14 protein-coding genes and 1 pseudogene are annotated in these 21,114 nt (G+C 69.3%); all 15 read right to left on the bottom strand.

Annotated elements, in window-relative coordinates:
- Window positions 1–267: 267 nt before the first annotated feature.
- Window positions 268–399 (bottom strand): annotated as a pseudogene (locus tag OG963_RS21730) (IS5/IS1182 family transposase); the annotation flags it as partial.
- A 1,039-nt stretch (window positions 400–1,438) separates the two neighbouring features.
- A complete protein-coding gene (locus tag OG963_RS21725; RefSeq protein ID WP_371799347.1) occupies window positions 1,439–2,308 on the bottom strand; it encodes a hypothetical protein in 870 nt (289 codons plus the stop codon).
- Window positions 2,309–2,491: 183 nt separating this feature from the next.
- A complete protein-coding gene (locus tag OG963_RS21720) occupies window positions 2,492–3,835 on the bottom strand; it encodes an esterase-like activity of phytase family protein (RefSeq protein WP_093773465.1) in 1,344 nt (447 codons plus the stop codon).
- Window positions 3,836–4,021: 186 nt separating this feature from the next.
- Window positions 4,022–5,437: a DUF6177 family protein gene (locus tag OG963_RS21715; protein ID WP_371799346.1), complete on the bottom strand. Its 1,416-nt coding sequence runs from the start codon at window positions 5,435–5,437 to the stop codon at window positions 4,022–4,024.
- Window positions 5,438–5,506: 69 nt separating this feature from the next.
- Window positions 5,507–9,481: a type VII secretion protein EccCa gene (gene eccCa / locus OG963_RS21710; protein ID WP_371799345.1), complete on the bottom strand. Its 3,975-nt coding sequence runs from the start codon at window positions 9,479–9,481 to the stop codon at window positions 5,507–5,509.
- A gap of 37 nt (window positions 9,482–9,518) precedes the next feature.
- Entirely contained in the window at window positions 9,519–11,078 is a 1,560-nt protein-coding gene (locus OG963_RS21705) for a hypothetical protein (protein ID WP_371799344.1), read from the bottom strand.
- A gap of 54 nt (window positions 11,079–11,132) precedes the next feature.
- Window positions 11,133–12,473 carry a type VII secretion integral membrane protein EccD gene (gene eccD, locus OG963_RS21700; protein WP_093773459.1) on the bottom strand — a complete coding sequence of 447 codons (1,341 nt, stop codon included), beginning with the start codon at window positions 12,471–12,473 and terminating at the stop codon, window positions 11,133–11,135.
- A gap of 108 nt (window positions 12,474–12,581) precedes the next feature.
- On the bottom strand, window positions 12,582–12,893 hold the full coding sequence (locus OG963_RS21695) for a hypothetical protein (RefSeq protein ID WP_030929537.1): 312 nt from the start codon (window positions 12,891–12,893) through the stop codon (window positions 12,582–12,584).
- A gap of 666 nt (window positions 12,894–13,559) precedes the next feature.
- Window positions 13,560–13,931: a hypothetical protein gene (locus OG963_RS21690; protein WP_319328164.1), complete on the bottom strand. Its 372-nt coding sequence runs from the start codon at window positions 13,929–13,931 to the stop codon at window positions 13,560–13,562.
- 493 nt (window positions 13,932–14,424) lie between these two features.
- Window positions 14,425–15,285 carry an immunity 49 family protein gene (locus tag OG963_RS21685; protein ID WP_093773454.1) on the bottom strand — a complete coding sequence of 287 codons (861 nt, stop codon included), beginning with the start codon at window positions 15,283–15,285 and terminating at the stop codon, window positions 14,425–14,427.
- Between the two features lie 170 nt (window positions 15,286–15,455).
- The gene (locus OG963_RS21680; RefSeq protein ID WP_371799343.1) at window positions 15,456–16,334 is read right to left on the bottom strand and encodes an immunity 49 family protein; all 879 of its coding nucleotides are present in this window, start codon (window positions 16,332–16,334) and stop codon (window positions 15,456–15,458) included.
- Between the two features lie 188 nt (window positions 16,335–16,522).
- Window positions 16,523–17,392: an immunity 49 family protein gene (locus OG963_RS21675; protein ID WP_371799342.1), complete on the bottom strand. Its 870-nt coding sequence runs from the start codon at window positions 17,390–17,392 to the stop codon at window positions 16,523–16,525.
- Between the two features lie 15 nt (window positions 17,393–17,407).
- Window positions 17,408–20,293, bottom strand: a complete 2,886-nt coding sequence (locus OG963_RS21670) for a hypothetical protein (protein ID WP_371799341.1) — start codon at window positions 20,291–20,293, stop codon at window positions 17,408–17,410.
- The gene (locus OG963_RS21665) at window positions 20,290–20,682 is read right to left on the bottom strand and encodes a DUF6507 family protein (protein ID WP_327125030.1); all 393 of its coding nucleotides are present in this window, start codon (window positions 20,680–20,682) and stop codon (window positions 20,290–20,292) included. Before OG963_RS21665 ends, OG963_RS21670 begins: the two co-directional genes overlap by 4 nt.
- Before the next feature lie 110 nt (window positions 20,683–20,792).
- Window positions 20,793–21,104: a pore-forming ESAT-6 family protein gene (locus OG963_RS21660; protein ID WP_267003503.1), complete on the bottom strand. Its 312-nt coding sequence runs from the start codon at window positions 21,102–21,104 to the stop codon at window positions 20,793–20,795.
- Window positions 21,105–21,114: the final 10 nt, after the last annotated feature.

Here is a 21,114-nt window from a genome sequence, read left to right as displayed (position 1 = left end):
CGCACCGCGTGCGGACGCAGGCGACACGCGCGCGGGGATCGCGGTTGCAGCGTCACCCCTGAGGTACAGGGGCATCCTTGCTGGCCACAGTGGCCGTGTGGGGAGGCCCACAGTGAGCGAGCCAAGGTTAAAACTTGTGAAGCTTCGGTGACAAGACAGTGTGTGAGATGCGTGCATTCATGTTGAAATTGATGGGCGAAGCCCTACCGGCCCAGGATTGCGCCCAATGAGCCCTTCTCGGTAACGGATCAGACGTTGCGTGATCGTTCAGATGGTGCGGTCGTACTCGATCTGGAGCAGGACGAGAGCGGCGGCAGCGATCTTCGTGATGCGGCTGGGGTCGAGGCTGACCCTGCGTAGGGCCTTGAAGGTCGTCTTGAGCAGGGAGTTGGCGCGCTCGCAGATGCCGTGGATGCCGCGGATGACCTCCCTTCTCCCGCAGCCGGTCGGCGATGTAGATCCGGTCGTCCTCGCGCAGGTATCGGGACGGACCGGAAGGCGGCACCACCGTATTGATCGGGGGTGCCGCCTTCTGGTGGCGGTCGGCGCTGCGGCCGTTGCGCCAGCGTTGGCCGGTCTTCTCGTTGATGCCGACGATCCGACATGCCTCTTCGTTACTGAAGCCCTGCTGCATGAGCTGGGAGTATGCCTCCCGCTCACGCAGCAGCTGCTTGCGCCCTTGAGCCACCGTTCGGAGCTCCCGGATCTTGAAGTCCATCGCATCCCCTGAGCTGGGATGTTGCGACGACCACTAGAACGGAAGCAGCGGGGTAGGGCCTCTTTGCGTCGCAAGGTCGATGCGCTGGAGTCACTTTCCCGCCCGGCGCTGACCTGGCGGCCCGCCAGTTCAGGGCGCAACTGCCAGCCGACGGGGGCCCATGGGGGCCAGATGGGGGCCGGAAGGATGGTGAAACCCGGTGAACGATCACGTGGATCCGAATAGGCCCCTACGTGCTGACCTGCTGAAACGGTGAATCCGGGGATAGTCAGGGAAGGACAAGGGGACGCTCTAGCGAGCTTGTAATGCGTAGGTCGTCGGTTCGAATCCGACAGGGGGCTCGGGAACGACCCAGGTCAGATGTGCTCTGACCTGGGTCTTTTGCTCTCCGGGGCCGGAACGCTCATCGGCCGAGTGGCCGGGATGGTGCCGTTCGCGCCCGGAACCGGAACCGGCATCGAGCGCCCTGTCCTGATGTTCTTGATCACTGCGGCTCGGCTTCACGTGATCAGCGAGGCCCCCGCGACGGCGACCTGGGTCTTCGTCGCGGGGTCCTTCTGCATCCTGCAGCGACCGGCCCGGGCCCCGAAGGACGCGGCTCCGGCTCGAGTCCTTGCCAGGTGGCCCGCGCGTTACAGATCCTGCTCGCGGACTGCGCCGGCGCCTGCCGCACCTGCCGCCGCGACGCGTCGTCCCCGATATCGGCCTGACCGAGCACTGCTAGTAGCGGTCGAGGATCAGCCCGGTCTTGAGGATGTCGCCGTGGTACAGCCAGCCGTGCGACTCCGCGACGTCGATCGCGTCGGTGTGGAGCTTCGCCGCGTCGGCGTAATCGTCCGCCTTGAAGGACAGTTCGACGACGTACTCGGTGCCCGAACCGCTCGCACCCACGACCGGGAGAACCTCGATGCCGGCGTCGTCGGACGCTTCCCATGCACCTTCCCAGACCTGCGAGGTCACCGGGCCGTGGGAGCGGGAGCTCTGGAGGGTGGTCTTGCCCCAGTTGTCGGTGTTCCAGTCCTGGAGCTTGCCCGGGATCTCGTTCACCAGCCAGCTCAGACCGGTGCCGCTGCTCGGCATGGCGGTGCCGGAGTAGCCGGAGGCGCTGTGGGACTTCTCGTTGCTGAAGCTGAGGGTCTGCTTGGCGTAGCCCCAGTCGACTTCGGCGTCGTAGTTGGTGTCGCTGCTGTCGAATCCGGCTGCGTCGGCTGTCGTGAGAGCGCCGTCGATGTCGCCGTCGGTGACGGCGAAGCGCTTCTTGTAGCTCTCCTCGAACGAGGAGCCGCTCTTGTGCCGGAGCCGGACGCTCCAGCCTTGGGCGTCCAGGGCCTGGGCGTCGGTGTCGTAGTAGGTGTACGAACGGGCTTTTGCGGAGCCCGTGATCCCGAAGGCGGACTTCACGGCCGCGAGCGGGGTGTGCGACGCGTCCAGTGCGGCGGTGGTGAGGTTGATCTTCACTTCGTAGGTCGGAGCGGCGTCGGACGCGGCCTGTGCGGGTGTCGTGCCGACGAAGAGGGACGCGGACGCGGCCAGGGCGATCGCCACGGCGGCGGACGGGCGGATCCTGGCGGTGCGGGAGGTGGTCGTCATGGGGGGACGATCCCGGCCGATGATGATCACCGGCTGACCGGCGGAGGCGTGCCGCGTGAACGCCTGACGCCAAGTCGGCCTGGATTGTGGGCCACTTGTGAAGTCTGGCGGTGGTGACACCGGGACGGTCCCGGCCCGGACATGGGCCGGGACCGCTCGTGGCCGCCGTCGGCGGCCGGGGACTCAGCGCAGCCGTGCGTCCAGACGGATCTGGACCAGCGTGGTCTCCACACCGCTGTCGACGAGTCGGCCGTCGGGGCCGAACGCGCCGGTGCCGTCGGTCATGCCGAAGTCGTTGTCGTTGATGACCGCGATGGTCCGCGAGTCGACGACGGCGACGCCCTCGATCTTCTTCGGCGCGCCGGGCACCGTGTTGAGGTCGACGACGAGCTTCTTCGACAGCACCGGCACGCCCGCGGCCGCCGGGTTCGGCAGCGCCTCCAGCGACGGGGTGGTGGTGGTCGAGTCCCAGGCGGTGCCCAGGATGTTGTTCCCGGGCCGGAGCACCACCCGGTGGAGACGGGCGGCCCGGTCCGTGCGCTCCTGCACCAGCAGGGTGTCCGGGCCGGTCGCGACCACCGAGGAGATCTTCAGCTCGGTCGGGTCGTCCTCGCCGGGGTCGACCGTGCCGACCGGGTCGAAGGCGTAGGCGTACTCGGCCGTGACCTTGCCCCGGTGGGGCGAGAAGCGCAGCAGACGCGTGGTCCCCGACGCTTCGCCGACCTGCTTGGAGGGGTTGAGCAGGGGGCTCTGCAAGGCGATGACCAGGTCTCCGCCCGGAAGTTGGGCGAGGCCCTCGAAACCCCGGTTGCCCTTGCGGGTGAGGAACACCGACGGAAGGCCCTCGACCACCGGGTAGTCGGCGCCCTTCAGGGCGAGGCCCTTGGGGACGTACCGGGTGAGTACCCGGCCGGTCGCCGAGACGTGGACGAGTGACGGGCCGTACTCGTCGACCAGCCAGAACGTGCCGTCGTGAGATCGCACGATGCCTTCGGTGTCCAGCCCGTCGGGGTTGAACCCCAGCGGGGTGGAGGCGTCGTAGGTGTAGGGGTTCTCGTCACGGCCGCTCTGATTGGACAGGCCGGTCACGGGTGCGCCGCTGCGTGTCCGGATCGGGAGCGCCTCGAGGATGTCGAGCCTGGCGCCGTCGACCTTGACCTTGACGATCGCGGGGTCGAAGCCGGGGACCGGGAAGGTCCGCCGGTTGACACCGTCGATCTTGATCTGGCCGTTGGGGCCGCGGTCGGTGACGGTCCAGAACTCCCCGCGTCGTCCGGCCGGGAAGAGGTCGCTGCCGATGCCGCCGAGGTCGACGCCGTGGTCGTCGGCCACCGAGTGGTGCAGCAGGGCGTTGGAGAAGGCGGCGAGCGGGATGTCCGGGAGGGTGGATGTGCGGACGACCTTGCCGGAGACGCCCTGCCCGGGTCCCGGCTGGGTGGTGGCGTCAGCCGCGGCCGGCAGCAGCAGGGAAACGGCGAGTGCCGAGACTGCCGCGACGGCGATCCGGCGGCGGGCCGGTCGAGTCATGTGTGGGTACCTCCACAAGTGGAAACGGTGAAGGGCCAGGTTGGACACCGGTGATGAACATCCGTCAGCAGGGCGGTGAAGTGGGGGCGTCGCGCCCCCGTCGATAAGGATCGCCGGGGGCGCGGACCGGTGGGGTGGTCGCCGTGCGTGTGTGCCGCTGCCGGGCGGGTTGCTCCGGGGGACCGGTCAGGCGCCCTTCAGATGCCGCACGAGGCGTTCGAAGTCCTGCCAGCCCGACAGGTCCGAAGGGTCGCCGGGCAGCGGGTAGTAGAGCGCGGGGCGGGTCTTCGGGCCGAGTTGGACCGGGGGCTCGGACAGCGGGGTGCGCCGGGCGCGGTCGCCGGGCATCTCGCGGACCTCCTCCGCGCCGAGCACGAACGCCACCGGCACGCCGGGACCTTCGAAGCGGGGCGGTACCGCCAGGTCGCGTCGGGCCTTGCGGATCTGTATAAGCATCGACTGCAGGTGGTGGCGGGTGGCGAGGATCTCCGCGACCCGGGGCAGGGCGTCCACCGGCGGTTCCTCGCCGGCCCCGTAGCCGAACGCCAGGGTGACGTCCTCCTCCACGCCGCCCGTCGTACGGCTGATGCGGACCGTGGCGAGACCGGGCCGGTCCGGGCTGCCGACCACCACGACCCAGGTCGGCGCGGGCGACCTGTCGTGGGCGACATCGGTGAGCTGGCGCAGTGACCAGGGCAGGTTGGCGGGCTCGGCGGTGCCCCAGCCCGCCGGGGGGTTGCCGGTGAGCTCGCGCCATACCGCTTCCAGGGCGCCGCCGAGCACGAGCCGGTCGTCGGCGGGGTGGACGGTGCGGAACGAGATGGCGAGCTGACGCTCGCCGGTGTCGGTGAACTCCTTGAAGGAGGCGGCCACCGGGGTGCGTGGGTCGTCGGGCGTCGCGTCGGCCGCCTCGACCGTTGCGAACATGCCGTTCTGCCAGCGCAGCACGGCGCCGGACAGGCCGTCGTAGTAGCCGTCGCGCTCGTCCTGCACGACCCAGCGCGACGGCCAGCCGGTCAGGCTGTTGCGTACGGCGGGGGAGAGCGTGGTGCCCGGGGAGGTGACGATCTGGAGGCCGAGCTCGGCGTCGGCGGTGGCCCGGAACGCGTCGGAGAGCCAGGCGGTCATGGCGACCACCGGCCGGTCCTGGATGACGACGGCCACCTTGTCGGTGAGCGCGTCGATCGCGGGCTGGGCGGCGGGTGTGGGTGCGACGCTGACGCCGTCGGTCTTGACCACGGCGACGGAGCGCGCGGCCTCCGGTGGCCAGGCGGATCCCCCTGCGAGGGCGATGAGGCGGGCCGCGAAGGTGCCCGCGAGGCGCTCGGCCTCCTCGACGCCGGTGGTGGCGCGTGCTTCGGTCCACCAGAACGGGACTGCGGGTGCGGTCGCGCCGAGCAGCCGCTCGGCCTCGCCGGCGACCTGTACGAGCAGCGGTGCCTCGACGGAGACCAGGGGGCGGCCCTCCTCGTCGCAGAGCCGTACGACCGCGTCCTCGCCCACGGTCTCCACCAGCTTGTCGGGGCCTCCGGAGAGCAGACCCGCGAGCACGGTCAGCGGGTCGGGCATTCTCCGGGTGAGGGCGATGACGTCCTTGGTCATGTGGTCGTCCGGTCCTTCGTGGTGCGGGGTGTGGATGTCGGTGCGGTCGCGGGACGGTTCCCGTGGGCGTCATCCGGCGGTGTACACGGTCTGGATCAGGCGGTTCGACTGGCCTCTGCGGATGAGCACGCCGCGGCCGGCCGGTTGCTGGGTGGCGTACACCCCGGGGAACAGCTGGCCTTCGCTGCGGTCGCCCGCCATGACGATCGCCGAGGCGCCGGACTCGCGCAGGCCCTGCATGAGTGGTTCGTACATGCCGCGCGAGGCGCCCGCGACGCGGCGGGTCAGGACGAAGTGGAGCCCGATGTCGACCGCGGAGGGGATGTACGGCAGGAAGGGTGCGAGCGGGGCGAGTCCCGCGGTGGTCAGTACGTCGTAGTCGTCGACGAGCACCACGATCCGTGGGCCGCTGCCCCAGCTTCCGGGTTCCAGGTCCTCGGTGCCCGCGCTGTCGTCGGGCAGCCGCTTCTCCAGCTCGGTGGCGATGCCTGCGGCGAGCCCGGCGCACATCTTGGCGTTGTACGCGTAGCCGCCGCGGAACTCCTCGGGGATCGCGCCGCGCAGTCCGCGCCGCGGGTCCATGACGGCGAAGACCAGCTCGTCCTCGCTGTAGCGCTCGATGAGTCCGCCGGCGACGGTCTTCAGCAGGTTTGTCTTGCCGCATTCGCTGTCGCCCATGATCAGCAGGTGCTGGTCGTGGTGGAACAGGTCGAGCAGGACGGGTGCGAGGGCCGTCTGGTCCAGGCCGATGGGTACCCGCTTGGGCTCGGCGACCGGGCCGGGCAGCAGGTGGGGTTCCAGGACGTGCGGCAGGACGCGTACGGGCTGGGCGACGTCGCCGCTCCAGGTGGCGCGGACGGTGCGGGCGGTCCGTTCCAGGACGGCGCCGAGGTCGGACGTGTCGGGGAGGCCGTCCGTACGGGGCAGCGCGACCTGGGCGAAGAGTTTGCCGTCGGTGAGGATGCGGCCGGGTTCGTCGGGCGACAGGGTCTGGGCGAGCTTGCGGTCGATGCTGGACTCGCTGGGGTCGTTGAGGCGCAGCTCGACGCGGGTGCCGAAGTTCGACTGGGTGGCGATGCGGACGTCGTTCCAGCGGAGCATGCCTGCGACGACGTGGATGCCGTAGCCGCCGCCGCGCTTGAGGATGTCGACGACGGCGTCGTCGAGCTCCTCGAAGTCGTCGCGGAGTGCGCCGAAGCCGTCGATGACGAGCACGATCTCGGCGGAGGCCAGTTGGGGCAGCCGGCCTGCGGCGTGCAGGGTGCGTAGCTGTTCGACGGAGTCGATGCCGTGTTCGCGGAAGAGTTCCTCGCGGGCGGCGAGTGCGTTGCGTACTTCCTCGACGGTGCGTCCGGCGCGTTCGCGGTCGGCGCGGCCTGCGACGCCGCCGACGTGCGGCAGGTCCGCCAGTGCCTGGAGGCCGCCGCCGACGAGGTCGAGTCCGTAGACGCCGACTTCCTGCGGGGTGTGGGTCAGTGCGATCGACAGGGCGAGTGTGCGCAGCAGGGTGGTCTTGCCCGACTGCGGGCCGCCGATGACGGCGGCGTGGCCGCCGGCGACCGTGAGGTCCAGGTACCACTGGCCCTGCCACTGCTTGGTGGGGTCGTCGAGCAGCCCGAGCGGTACTCGGAGCGGGCCGCTCCGCTTGGCCAGTTGCATGCCGCGCGGGCCGACGTCGAGCGGGCCGGCGACCTTGTCCAGGGCGATGGCGTCGGGCAGCGGCGGCAGCCAGATGCGGCGTACGGGACCGGCGGCGTTCTCCAGCTGTCCGACAATGACGCCCATCTCGGTCGGCCCGGTCTCGCGGCGCCGTACGGTCGGCTCCTGCTCGCCCGAACTCTCCTTCTTGGCAAGGGTGTTGAACGCCTCGTACTCGAGGGCGAGCGGTCCGGAGTCCGCTTCCTCGGCGCGCTGCACGGGGCCGCGGTAGGCCCCGGAGACGTAGCTCGCCTTGAAGCGCTCGTAGTGGCTGGTGTCGACCTTGAGGTAGCCGAAGCCGGGCAGCGGCGGCAGGTGGAAGGCGTCCGTGGTGTCCAGGACCGTGCGGGACTCGTCGGCGGAGAAGGTGCGCAGGCCGAGCCGGTACGAGAGGTAGGTGTCGAGGCCCTTGAGCTTGCCGCCCTCGATGCGCTGGCTGGACAGCAGCAGGTGCACGCCGATGGAGCGGCCGATGCGTCCGATGGACAGGAACAGGTCGATGAAGTCCGGCTTGGCTGTGAGGAGTTCACCGAACTCGTCGATGACGACGAAGAGGTGCGGCAGCGGGTCCAGGTCGGGCCGCTTGTCGGACCGCAGGGCGGCGTAGTCGCCGATGTCGGCGACGTTGCCCGCGTCCTTGAGGACCTGCTGGCGGCGCTTGACCTCACCGGCGAGCGAGGCGTGGACGCGCTCGACGAGGCCGGCCTGGTTCTCCAGGTTGGTGATGACACCGGCGACGTGCGGCAGGTCGGCGAAGGGTGCGAACGTCGCACCGCCCTTGTAGTCGACGAGGACGAGTGCGAGGTCCTCCGGCGGATGGGTGGCGACCAGGGCGAGGACGAGGGTGCGCAGCAGCTCCGACTTTCCGGAACCGGTGGCGCCGACGCACAGGCCGTGCGGGCCCATGCCGAGCTCGGAGGACTCCTTGAGGTCGAGGAGCACCGGCTCGCGGGAGTCGCTGACACCGATCGGTACGCGCAGGAAGGAGCGTTCGCCGCGCGGCGCCCACAGGCGTGACAGGTCGAGCTGCGCGACGTCGTCGATGCCGAGCAGGTCGGCGAAGTCGACGGGTCCGGACAGCGGGGCGTCGACGAGGGACTCGGCGGCGAGCCGCAGCGGCGCCAGCATCCGGGCCAGGCCCTCGGCGAACGGGATGCTGACCTCGTCCACGGTGCCGTGGGCGCTGATCGGTTCCTGCTCGCGCAGGTCCTCGATGACCACCTGGTCGCCGTCGACGGTGATGCGTACGCCGACGTGTCCGGGCTCCTGGACCCGCTGTTCGAGCAGGTGGAGCATCGTGACACTCATCTCGCGCAGGCCCACCGCGTCGTCGGGGCAGGGCAGGTCCACGGCGTCCTCGCCGTGTCCGTCGGCGACGACGAGCAGCCGCGACGTCATGGACAGGGCGTCCTTGCCGGACAGGCCGCGGCGCACCTCGGCCGCGTACGAGGCGCGTCGGCGCAGCTCCGCTCCGATCTGCCGGGCGAGCTGGGGTGCGGACGGGGCGATGCGTCGGGCGGCGACGGGGCCGTCGAGCTGCTCGGGGTCGAGCAGATGCGGCATCCACTTGGCCCACTCCCAGTCGGCGAGCCGGTCGCCGGGTACGGCGAGGGCCATCGCCACGTCGTCGGGGGCGTGGGTGGCCGCGGTCTGGACGAGCAGGGCGCGGGCGACGCGCAGGCAGTCCTCGCGGGGGCCGATCACGCTGACGTTGCCGACGCGGTCGAGCGGGACGGTGAGCGGGAGTTCGGTGCCGGTGCGGAACCGGGACATCAGCGCCGACGCCTCGTTGAGCATGAAGCGGTCGGGCGGGGAGAGGACCGAGGAGCCCTGCTGGGCGACCTTCAGGTCGCGTACGGGCATTTCGCCGGTGCCGACGCGGACCCGCAGGAAGTCGCCGTCGTGGCGGCGGCGCTCCCACAGCCGGGCCGGGTCGCGCACTATGTCGTACAGGGCGTCCGGCGGCGGCGTGAGGATCTCGGTGCGTTCGCGTCGTTCGCGTTCCTCGCCGGAGAGTTCCTCGCGCAGGTCCTCCAGATAGGCGAGATAGGCCTCGCGCTGGGTGCGTCGGGTGCGCTGGGCCTTGCCGCGCTGGGAGAAGACGAGCGCGACGGAGCCGATGACGGTGACGACGAGGATGATCGCGCCGAGCCCGGCGAACTGGCTGTTGCGTACGACGGTCATCATCACGACGGACGACATGACACCGGCGACGGGCAGCAGCGACATCGCGATGTTGCCCGACTTCCCCTCGGGGAGGTTGGGCGGCGCCTCGATGGTGCGTGCCTCGGAGGGGGGCGCGGGCCGGGTGGTCCTCGCCGGGCGGTGGATCAGTCGGGTACTCATCGGCGTCCGTCACTCACGGTCGGGCTCGGCATCTGGGTCAGTGGCGCTTCTGGGAGAGCTGGAAGACGTCCGCGGCGAGGCGGGTGGCGGCTTCCCGGGTCGAGTGGGCGAGCAGCTCGGTGCGGATCAGGCCGCCGGCCGCGAGGTGCCGGTCGTACGGCAGGACCTGGACGCTCGCCCCGGTGGACCTGAGCTTCTCGGCGGCCTCGGCCAGGTCGAGTCCCGCGTGCGGCACCAGTTCGGTGAGCACGACGACCGTGCCGGCGATGACGTGCTGCGGCAGCCCCTGCATCCACTGGAGCACCGAGTACGTACTGGTGACGCCCTCCAGCGTGGCGGGGGCGGTCAGGATGCGGGCCTGGGAGGCGGAGAGCGCGACCCGGGCGACCTCGGCGGGCAGGGTCTCGCAGTCGACGACCGTGACACCGAAGTAGCGGCGCAGCGAGACCATGACGCCCTCGTACGCCTTGCTGCCCAGCATGGCGCCGATCTGCCCCTGGCTGCCGGGCAGCAGCCAGGCGTTGCCGGGCAGTTGGACGAGGTAGCCGGTGATGTCGAGCAGTGACATCTGCGGTTCGACGATGTCCGCGAAGTCGCCGATGGTCCAGCGCAGCGTCTCCGCGCCGAGCCGCAGCGGCAGGGAGCCGAGCGCCGGATCGGCCTCGACGACGAGTACCGGGTCCTGCCGGTAGTGCGCGTACGTGGTGCCGAGCAGGGCCGCGACGGTCGTCTTGCCGGCGCCGCCCCGGATGGAGGTGACGGCGATCTGCCGGCCGGTCGTCACGGGCTGCTGGAGCACCTCGGCGATCCGGGTGATCTCGGCGACCTCCTTCGCGGCCGACGACGAGACGGTGCGGCGCACGGCGCGCGTGGCCCGCGAGGCGAAGGACTGCCCGTGCCGGGGCTTGCGCCCAGCGGTGACCAGGGCCTTGTCCACCACGGGCCGGGAGTCGGGGGCGTGGTGGGGTCGGGTCGTGGGGGTGTAGGCGGAGGTGTGCGCGGGCGTGGCCCGGGGCTGGTGCTGCGCGGGCTGGTGCTGTGCGGGGGCGGCCTGCTGGGGCGGGTAGCCGTAGGCGGCGTCCGGTGCGGGGGCGGCCTGTTGCTGTGGTGCGTGCCCGTACGTGGGGTCCGGCGCGGCCTGCGGGTACGCGGCGGGGGCCGCCTGCGGGTATCCGGTGGAGCCTGCGGGGGTGCCCTGCTGGGGCGGGTAGCCGTAGGCGGGGTCCGGTGCGGGGGTGTTCTGCTGCTGTGGTGCGTATCCGTATTGGGCGTCGGGTATGGGCCCGGCCTGCTGTTGGGGCGGGTACCCGTATGTGGCGTCCGGCGCGGGGGTGGGCCGGGCGTATCCGGCGGGTGCTGCGGGGGTGCTCTGCTGGGGCGGGTACCCGTAGCCGGACTCCGGTGCGGAGACGCCCTGCTGGGGTGCCGCGTGCCCGGGGTTCGGAGTGGGGCCGCCCTGCGCGTACCCGGCGGGGTCCTGCGCGCCCTGCTGCCCCGCTCCTTGCTGCGGCGGGCCCTGCTGCGGCTCGCTCTGCCGGCCGGCGGCGCCGCGCAGGTCGCGCAGCACATCGCCCTGCCAGTTGTCTCCGTTCGGCATGTCAGCCTTCCTCTTTCCGCCCTGCTGCCCCGCTCGGAGCGCCTGAGCGTCGACTCAGAACTTGTTGAGCAGCTGTCCGTACACGCCGAACGCCCCGACGGCGAGAGGGAAGAGCCCCACGACGCCGATGGACTCGACCAGGTCGGCCATGCGCCGCAGCCGGACCTGCACATGCTCGGGCGGCTGTACCGCCAGGACGAGCAGCGGCAGGACCGCGGCCGCGCACAGCACGGCGAGCGGCCCGGCGCCTCCGGAGTGCTGCATCCACACCATGACGAGGCGTACGACGAGGACCGCGGCGGCGGCGATGAGCGCAACGACCTCGGCGACCAGCGGGAAGGCCCGGGCCCGGGAGAGCAGCACGAGGGCCACGAGCGCGGGCAGCGCCGCGGTCCACACGGTCGGTGTCTGCGCCTGGGTGAGCAGCCAGCCGCCGGCCGCCGCGGAGACGGCGGTGACCGTGGTCGCGAGGGCGAGGCCGCGGTGGGTGGCCGCGAGGGCGTTGCCCACCTGGTGGCGGCTGACGGAGACGCCGCCGGAGCGGCGGTCGTCGAGTGCGGTCAGCCCGGAGGCCATCAGCGCGAGCCGGGGGAGCAGCCCGAGCAGCACCACGGAGAAGACGGCCATGACGGCGCCCAGCCGGGACAGGTCGTCCTGGACGGCGGCGACGGCCTCCCACACCACGGTGATCGCGGCGGTCGCCACGGCCCCGATGAGTCCGCCGCGGCCGAGCGGCGAGAAGTAGCCGAGCAGGAGCAGTACGAGGACGAGCGCGCCCGCGACGGCGGCGAGCCGTGCGGTGCCCGACCAGTGGTAGGCGTCCGCGGCGGTCCAGGCGGTGAGGATGCCGAGGCCGCCGGAGGCGAGCAGCAGGGCGGTCGCGAGGCCGCGGTTTCCCTGGCCGATCCTGGCGACGAGTGCGCCGGCCACCAGAAGGAGGAGCGTGACGGCGACGAGCGCGCCCGCGAGGGCGTCGAGTGCGAACTCGCGGCGGGCGAGCAGTGCCGCGATCACCGCGAACGCCACGGTCGCCACGCCCGCGCTGGCCCGTCGGGCTGCGGGGCGCCAGCGCCACGCCTGGAGGTCGAGGTCGTCGGCCACCAGATCGGTGACGTCGTGCACGACGGGGGCGGGGGGCGCGGAGTGGGCTCGGACCAGCCGGAGCACGGCGCCGTCCGCGATCTCGGCGGAGGACAGTGTGCTGTCGTGCGGCAGCGCGGAGCCGTCGGATGTGATCAACTGCCGTGTCATCGGGCGGGATGCGGCCCGGTCGTCCAGCAACTGCAATATGTCCGGAAGCAGTTGGCCGATCGGCGTGTCGGACGGCAGGACGATGTCGGCCCGGCGTCGCTCACCCACCAGGGTCACCCGGCTCAGCTGAGCCCGGGAAGTCATTGCTGTGCTCACCACTTTACGGGAACCTATCGTCGCGACGTTGAGGACGGGGGCCGGCTGGACGCGCCCATGGTGCTGTTCACGGAAGTCGTCATCGGGCGGTCGCCACTACGGAGAACCGGGGCTGGATTTCCCGGACTTGTCCGGTTTCGCCGCGGGTGTCGGCTGCTCGTACTGCTGCTCCTGGCGCTGCTGCTTCTCCTGCTCGGCCTTCTGCTTCGCCAGCGTGTGCTGGAGGAAGGACCACCCGACGCATCCCGCGCACAGAACGGCCGCGATGGCGATCCCGGCGAACACCTTCCCGAGCCGCTCGTCCGCCGTGCGCCGCGACCGCTGCACACCGAACAGCAGCGCGTCCCGCATCCGTCGGCGGCGTACCGCCACCGACTCCAGAAGCTGGCTGTCGTAATCCCGTGCCATTCGTCGTCCGCTGCCTCAGTCGTCCATTGCCTCGGTCGTCGGTGAACCGTCGCGCGTACCGCGTCCTGCGTCCACTGCATGAACGTTGCCTCGCTCGGCCGCTGCCCATCGGGCACGCCCGACGCGCGCCAGGGCGCCGGCGCCGGCCGATGTCGTCCGCGGCGCTGCAGTCGGCTGCGTGTGTTGCGGCATACGGAAATCCCCCTTGCTTTGCCTCCGCAACATAAGGCATGGACAAGTCAGCAGTACAACCCGGAGCCGGGAGTGGGACAGACCCCGGACAATCATGAAGCAGAGCCAAAGGACAGGAATCAGGGCGATACAGACGGTGGGCCGGTGAGTTGTGGGGCGGGAGATGGGGAACGGCGGGGCGCCGGGGCCGCGTTGCCCGCACCGTTGCCGGTGAACGGCCGGTGCTGCTCGGCGCGGTGGGCCTGCACCCACCGAGTCGTGCGGCTCAGTGGCTCGCGCACCGGCTTCGGTGCGCGCGTGTGCCTGCCCGAACACCGAGGAATCCGATGAGCCACTCGGGGCGTACCGCGCGCAGACGCGGGGGCAACTCCAGGTCATCGAGCGGACCCTGGATCGGAATGCGGGTGGTCGCGGCCGTGCCGCCCAGCGGAGGGATGAACCAGTCCGGTGACTCCGCTTATGTCAGGGAGGGGCTTATCTCCCGCCCTTGCGCCAGTTCTTGGTGGGCCGACCCTTTTCGTCCCACTGGCGATCCGCCAGCAAGGTCAACCCGTCTTCGGCGAACACGCGCTCAGCGGCGAGCGTGCCGTTCGGGTGCCACTCTTTGGAAACCCCTACAGGAAGCCCCATGCGGGCTGTTCCCTCGGATCTGAGCGTGCCGTCCTTGTACCACTCACGGCTGGGACCGTCCTGCACGCCGGCCACGTAGGAATCCAGGCTGACAACAACGCCCCCCAGGCGTTCTTCGGCCTCGCCCGTGAAGAGTTCCCCCCGGTACAGCACGCGCTGCCCCTGATCCCTATCGACCTCGGGGTCGTCGATGTCGATTCGCGCCACCTCGGCCATCAGGGGATCCAATAGTCGTCGGTCCGCGGATTTCCGGTGAACCTTCCATGCGAGCTGTCCACGCCATCCAGCGTAAGGTTGCAGTTTGCGCAGAAGCCAGCGTGACGAGATCACGCTCGCGATGTTCGCGTTCCTCTGCGTCGATCCACTTCCCGGCGCCCGAGACGGCGATTGGACCGACGTCGGCGTCAAGAGAGCCCACAGGGCGGTTCCGCTTCACGAGTTGAACATGCCTGACGTCTCTTCCGGTCGCCCGACCGACCCGACAGGTCTGCGGTGCTGAAGCCGAGACCCACGGCGTCGAGCCCTTTACCGTCCGATTCCTGCAGCCATTCACGCAGTCGTTCGGCGGCGGCTCGGTCGGCAGGGAATTCCTGCGGCGCCCAGCCCTTACGGATGCGAGATGACATCATCTTCCCCACGGCATCGGACCTTCGCCCCCCGTAACCGGGCCGGACGCCAATGTGCGTGATCACATGTTCTCCCCTGGAGCTCAGGTGGGGAACTCGCCGAGCCAGCTGCGCTGCAGGAGGTGCTTGGGCAGGTAGGCGGACTCCACTGCGAGAGGGATCTCGCCGTCGTGAGCGAGGCAGGCCAGGGCAAGAGGGCCCAGAGCGATACGACCATCGGGATCCTTGGCCCGGTCCTCGTCAGCCGTCCAGTACGCCTTGTGCAGTTCAAGCGCCTCCACCAGAGCCTGGTTGAAGCCCTGCTCGTCCTTCCGTGCGAAGCGGTGGAACAGGCCGATCGGCGGGTACAGAACTCCCTGGAGCAGATCCCGGGGAGTGACCGAGACCGCTTCGGGATAGGACCCTTCGATCGCAGCCACCAGCTTCTCCACCAGGCCAGGACGCTGTAGCCAGTACGCCTGCAGAGCATCCACCCAGTGGTAGATGTACTCGTCGTACTCTCCCTCGGGCGAACGCAGACGATCCAGCGGAATCTGACACAGCTGCGTCATCCTCTTCTGGTCACGGCACACGATCGCCAGCCAGAACGCCGTCAGCCAGTTTCCCGCGTCGGCGAACGAACGCTGCCCGATGGCCGGGAGAGTCCGCATCTCACGATTGATGCGGCACTCGACGGTCCCCTCGGTCGCCCCCGTCACGGCGAACAGCGCCGACCCCACCTGCATTGCGGCGACCACCGCTTCCCATGTTTCCAGCTCCGCGGCCTGTGGATCGACCGTGCAACGCGCCTCCACATGGAGAAGGGCGGTACGGAACGCGGAGTCGATCATGGTCGGCGATGCTTCGAGCCGATCGATGGATTCGGCCAGGCCCTCGCCGAGAAGTTCGGCCCACTGCGCGGAGTTGGGCCCCGCCTCACTATGCCGGGGAACAGAGATGGTCACGGGGTGCTCCGTCCAGCGATATCGCTGATAGTGGTCGAAGAGATTGATCGGCGGATAACACCGACGGGGTACGGGAATTCCGCAAGCTCGATTGGTCCGGAGCTCCCGCAGGGCAGGGACGCACTCCGCTGTCACCGTGGAAGGCAACGTCATCAACTGCGAGTCTGCGTTCAGGTGTCGTACTCGCCGACCCAGTTGCCCTGGAGGAGAGCCTTGGGCAGGTATTCGGACTCGATCTCGATCGGAATACCGGCGTCATGGGCCATACAGGCGATGGCCAGTGGGGCGAGAGCGACCAGGCCTTCGCCACTCAGAGAACGCGCCTCGTTGGCGGTCCAGTACTCCTTGTGACAGGTGAGAGCGTCGACCAGCGCCGCGTTGAACTTCTCGGTGTCCTGTCGCTGGTAGCGGTGGAAGAGCTCCAGTGGCGGATAAAGGATCTTCAGCACCAGCTCTTCGCCGGCGACCTGTGCCCTCTCGGGGGCGGTTCCATTGACCGCCGTGACCAGGGTGTCCCAGGTTTCCCGCCGCCCGAACCAGGCGTTCTGCAGGGTTTCCACCCACGCGTAGATGTACTCGTCGAACTCCGCGCCGGACTCGCGAAGGAACGAGATGGGCACCTGCGCCAGCTGATTGAGACGCTCGTTTTCGCGGCAGATCGTTGCCAGATAGAAGGAAGTGAGCCAGTCCCCCGCGTGCAGGTAATCCTGTGGGCCGGTCGCGGGCAGGTTCTTCACCTCGCCCCTGTTGCCGATATGGCACGGCACGGGCCCTTCGGCCGCCGTACCTGAGATGAACAGGGCGGAGCCGACCTGCATGGCCGTGACCCACGCCTCCCATGTCGGGAACTCCGTGGCCATCGGGTCCGTCAAGCAGTGCCACTCCGCTGCAGCCAGGGTGTAGCCCAAGGCATCGAAGCGGTCGAACTCGGACGTCTCAAGATCGTCGAGCACCTCTTCGGCGGCCTTGATGATCGGCGCCATGGTTGCAGCCGCGTTGTCCGTGCGGAAGTCGTGGCGGGGAATGTGCGTGACCACTGGTTCTCTCATTCGTCGACCAGGAGAATGCAGGGGGTCACCAGGGGCACTGGCCCACAATGAGGAGTGACATCACGGATCGGGACTGCGGTGACGGTCGCGGCGTCGACACCGGGTTTCGGGCGGACTCGAGCCGCTGAGGTGGGCCCTGGCACACCATGCAAGGGAAGGGTGACGGTCACAGCCCTCACGCCGACGGCTCAGGCATCGACCTCGCCCGCCCAGCCGAACTCCAGGAGCTCCTTGGGCAGGTACTCCGATTCGACTTCGATTGGGATGCCCCCGTCGCGGGCCAAGCAGGCCAGGGCGAGCGGGGCAAGAGCGACCAGACCGTCGCTGCTGAGAGAGCGTGCCTCGTCTGCGGTCCAGTACTGCTTGTGCCATGTGAGGGCGTCGACCAGCGCCTCGTTGAACTGTGCTGTGTCCACACGCTGGTAGCGGTCGAAGAGATTGATCGGAGGGTAGAGGACCTTCAGCACCAGTTCCGTGTCGGTGTTGCCGATCGTCTCGGGGGCGGTGCCTTTCGCCGCAGCGACGAGCTTGTTCCACATGTCCTCAGCGCGACCGGCCCAGAAGCTCTGCAGGGCCTCCACCCAGTCGTAGATGAACTCGTCGAACACCGCACCCGAAGCACGCAGGAACGAGACGGGCACCTGCGCGAGCTGCTCCAGACGCTGGTTCTCGCGGCAGATCACCGCCAGGTAGAAGGAGGTCAGCCAGGCCCCCGCATGCAGGTACGGCTTCGGCCCGGTCGCCGGAAGGTTCTTCACCTCGCCGTCGACCCCGATCCGGGACGGCACCGGACCCTCGAGCGCGGTGCCCGCGGCGAACAGGGCCGAGCCGACCTGCATGGCCGTGACCCAGGCCTCCCACGTCTCGAACTTCGTCGCCTCAGGATCGGTCGCACAGCACGACTTAGCCACGGTCAGAGTGCTGCTCAGGGCGCGCGAGCCGGCCATCTCGGACCCTTCGAGCCGAGCGATCACCCGATTCGTGCTCTGAGCCCGCGCCGCGATGGCCTCCGCGGTTTCCTCCGTCGGGAAATCGTGGCGGGGAATGCTCGTGACCACTGAAACTCTCCTCTGTCAGATCTTGAAATGTTCCAGCACGGCACCAGCGTAGGAGCCCGCGTTGTCGTTCGCCTTCACCAATACGTACTTGAGCTTTCCATCCTCCAGTGCATCGAAGAGGTCGTCCGCGATCTTGATGTCCTCGGGGCCGCGCTTCCACATCTCCGCCAGGATGGTGTGGATGTACAGCTTGGTACCCTGTTTGACCCTCATGCCCTGGGCAGTGTCGCCGACGCCCTGACGCCAGTCGAGCTCCCCGGAAGGGGCCTTTGCCTCGACGATGAGGTAGTCACCGTCATCGCTGAGCTTGTACACCTGGTCGAACATGTTGGCGCCATTGGGCGTCTTCGGGAGGTCGACCACCTGGGCTGTCGGGAACTCCTTGGGCACGACGTGCAACGCGGCGGCGTCCTCACCGAGCCGCTCGCCCAGCTTGCTGTTGTTGGGAATGTCACCGAGTTGGCTGCGGTAGGCGTCCTGCGCGGCTTCGAGCGCGTGTTTCGTCGTGTCGGACGGGGCGTTGTCGAATGCCTTTTGCGCGTCGTTGAGCTCCATGCCCAGATGACGATTCTTCGCCGCGTTGTCGAGGTCCCCGAGATGTATGGGATCGGCGGAGTTCCGCCCGAGCGGCGTCCGGTCGACCTTGACCTCGGACGGTCCGTGCGGCATGTCGTACTTGGATATCCAGTTACCGTTGCTGTCCTTGGCCAGGATGGGCAGCTCGACGCCGCTCTCCTTCGCGGACTTGTCCAATCGATGGCCCCGACTGTCGTAGTACTTCTCGAACCACGTCCTGTCGGGGTCGTTGGCCTTCCGGATGTGCTCGTCCTGGATCTGCTTCCGCTCGGCGGGGGTCAGCTCCCGCTCCCCGTTGTGGCCGCCGTTTCCGGTGCCCTCGTCCGCGTGGTTCGCCGGCGTGGCCCCGTCGTCGGCGACGTGCCCAGCGTCGTCCACGCCATGGCTCGCGTCGTCCGCGGTGTGTCCGAGGTCGTCCAGGCGGCCGGGGCCGATCGGGCCGTGGTCGCCGGTGTGGGGGAGCCCGTTGTCCGCGTTGGAGCCGCCGGGTACGTCGTGGCCGACGGCGGGACCCGTGCCCGGCGTCTCGGTGCGGGGCCCCGGCACGTGGTCACCGACGTGACTGTCAGGTGCGGCGTTGTCCAGGTTGTTGCTGGGCATGTTGTCGCCGGCGTGGCCGGTGGGCATGTGGTCGCCGACCCCGCCGCCGGGCAGGTGGTTGCCTGCGTTGCCGCCGGGGAGGTTGTCGCCGATGGTGCCGCCCGGGAGGTTGTCTCCGGTGCGGCCGATGTCGCCGAGGTCGTTGCCGAGGCTGTCGCCGATGCGGATGGCGTGGTCGCCCGCGTTGGCGCCGACGTGGGCTGTGGCGTCGGCGGTGTGGGCGCCCGCGCCTACCAGCGCCGGTTCGCGGACCGGTGAGGGGGTTTCGGCGTGCGGGGTGTTGGTGTCCGCGCCGGTGTCGGGGTTGATGTCGGGGGAGCCTTCGACGCGGGCGTCGTCGACGTTCTGGAGGACGTTGCCGTTCTCGTCGAGGAGGTTGTACTCGTTGTCGAAGTAGCGGGCGGGTGCGCCGGGTGCCGTGGGCAGCTTGGTGGCGCCCTCGGGCAGGACCGGGACGTCGTCGGGGAGCTTGAAGTTGCCGTCGGGGAGTTTGACCGCCCCGTCGGGGATGGCTGCGCCCTCGGGGAGGTGTATCGCCCCGTCGGGCAGCTTGAGCGCACCCTCGGGCAGCACGATCGCATCATCGGGCAGCTTCGGGATCTCGATGTTCTCGATGCCCTTGAGGCCCTTCGCGATGTCGCCGATTTTGGAGAGGCCTGCGCCTGCGCCTTTGGCGATGTAGGTCATGGGGTCGATGACCTTGCCGGCTTTGCCTGCGACGGAGAGGACCTTGGCGACGGCGCCGGCTTTGCCGGCGCCGGAGACGCCGGCGCCTGCGCCGCCGGTGAAGACGGTGGTCAGGACGTTGAAGGTGACGGCTCCGGCGGCGCGTCCGGGGTTCTTGCCCCATTCGTCCCAGGCGACGAGTGCTTTGCCGGTTTCCTTCATCGCGGTGCGTGAGTCGCGTAGCCAGGAGGGGAGTTTGTCGTCGGGGAGGGTCCAGAACAGGGTGCTGGCGCCGGGGATCGCGGTGATCGCGAGGCCGGTGGCGAGTTGGGCGAGGCCTTTCCAGGCCTGTCCCATGGCGTCCCAGCCGCCGAACCCGACGAGGGTGCCCAGGCCCTTGATGGTGCCCCAGATCCCGTCGACGATCAGTCCGTCCCAGACGAACGATTTGACCCAGTGGCCGACTTCCCAGACGTGGTGTTTCTCCTCGACGGGGTCGCCCCAGGGGAGTTTCGCGTTCTTGAGGTCGTCGGCGTTGAATCCGTACTGGTCTTTGCGGTCGGATCCGTCGCCGGCGACCATCTGGGTTCCGCCGAACAGGGCGGTGATCTTGTTGTGGCAGGTGCGTTCGGCGGCCCAGAACGCGGCGACGGTCGCGGTGACGTCGTCGCGGAGCTGGTTGTGCTCGTCGACCTTGTCCTCGTCGTACTCCCAGTCGTCATCGCCCTTGTTCGCGTTGACGAACGTCGTCGCGTCGGCTTTGAGCTGTGCGAGTTTCGTGACCAGCGGGCGGACCTCGGTGGCGTAGTCCGACAGGGCGGTGGAGACCTTTTCCAGGTCGTCGGCGAAGGTGTCGGCCCGGTCCTGGACCGGTTTCGTCGACGCGAAGAGTTTCTCCGCCTCGGGGGCCTGGTAGTAGGCGGACAGGCCCTGGAACTGGGTGTGGACATCCGAGCCGGTGCTGCGGATGTGCCCGGCGTCGGTTTTGAGGCTGCCGTAGTCCTTCTCCAGCTGGCCCAGGTCACCGGTGAACTGCGGTATCGCTTCCGGCTTGATCACTTGGTCTGCACCCCGGGCTTCGTCAGGTCCAGGTCCGGGATACCCAGGGCCTTGCGCTGCGATTCGGCGGCCATCTCCAGGTCACCGTTGAGGTAGGCGGTCGTCGCATCCACCGCACCGGTCAACGACTTCCCGGCCCGGGCCGCGATGAACTTCAGGTCCGTCGTGGCGTGTTCGGCGTACTGCGACAGGGCGAGAGCGACCAGACCCCCACCGGCCTTCTCCCCGCCCTCACCACCGCCCTCCGCGGTGATCGTGCCCGCACTCGTCGCCGCCGACGTCAGATGCGTGCCGTACGACTTCGCATACGTCTCGATCTTCCCCGCCGTCTCACCCGTCGTCTTCAGCACACCCTGAATACCCTGCGGCTTCAGATCCCACCCGGTCACCAGCACACCCCCGTGCCCCAACTACCCGCCACGAACAGTCGAACAAAACGTTTCCGCGCGCACCACGGTCCCGGGGGCCGACGCCCCCGGATATCCGGTGCGGTGAAGTCTCAGCCGATGTTGTCGACGGCTGCCTTCGCGCGCGTGATCGTGTGCTGCGCGGTCCCGTCGTTCTTCTCCAGCGTCGTCTTCAGCAGCTGGATGATGCTCTTGACCTCCTGCGAGGCCCGGTTCCACCGCATTTCCTTGCCGTGGTACTCATCCGCCACACCGTCCGCGGTGAAGTCGGCCATCGCGGCCTTCACCTGGCCGTCACGCGCCGCGATCACTTCCTCCAGACGCGCGATCACGACCTGGATGTTGCCCTGCGCATCCGCCGACGCACCCGTGTCATACGCACGACGATCACTGCCACCAGCCATCAACAAACAC

Origin of the sequence: Streptomyces sp. NBC_01707 (assembly GCF_041438805.1) — a bacterium.
Classification (GTDB): Bacteria; Actinomycetota; Actinomycetes; order Streptomycetales; family Streptomycetaceae; genus Streptomyces.
The sequence above is the reverse complement of the archived record's forward strand: the minus strand, read 5'-3'. Positions and strand labels throughout refer to the sequence as shown.

What these genes read in the sequence shown, in the direction of transcription:
- OG963_RS21690 (WP_319328164.1), bottom strand. Translation starts at nt 13,931, where the DNA reads ATGGCCGAGGTGGCGCGAATCGACATCGACGACCCCGAGGTCGATAGG.
- OG963_RS21680 (WP_371799343.1), bottom strand. Translation starts at nt 16,334, where the DNA reads ATGAGAGAACCAGTGGTCACGCACATTCCCCGCCACGACTTCCGCACG.
- OG963_RS21715 (WP_371799346.1), bottom strand. Translation starts at nt 5,437, where the DNA reads ATGACCAAGGACGTCATCGCCCTCACCCGGAGAATGCCCGACCCGCTG.
- eccD (WP_093773459.1), bottom strand. Translation starts at nt 12,473, where the DNA reads ATGACTTCCCGGGCTCAGCTGAGCCGGGTGACCCTGGTGGGTGAGCGA.
- OG963_RS21660 (WP_267003503.1), bottom strand. Translation starts at nt 21,104, where the DNA reads ATGGCTGGTGGCAGTGATCGTCGTGCGTATGACACGGGTGCGTCGGCG.
- OG963_RS21695 (WP_030929537.1), bottom strand. Translation starts at nt 12,893, where the DNA reads ATGGCACGGGATTACGACAGCCAGCTTCTGGAGTCGGTGGCGGTACGC.
- OG963_RS21720 (WP_093773465.1), bottom strand. Translation starts at nt 3,835, where the DNA reads ATGACTCGACCGGCCCGCCGCCGGATCGCCGTCGCGGCAGTCTCGGCA.
- eccCa (WP_371799345.1), bottom strand. Translation starts at nt 9,481, where the DNA reads ATGAGTACCCGACTGATCCACCGCCCGGCGAGGACCACCCGGCCCGCG.
- OG963_RS21705 (WP_371799344.1), bottom strand. Translation starts at nt 11,078, where the DNA reads ATGCCGAACGGAGACAACTGGCAGGGCGATGTGCTGCGCGACCTGCGC.
- OG963_RS21725 (WP_371799347.1), bottom strand. Translation starts at nt 2,308, where the DNA reads ATGACGACCACCTCCCGCACCGCCAGGATCCGCCCGTCCGCCGCCGTG.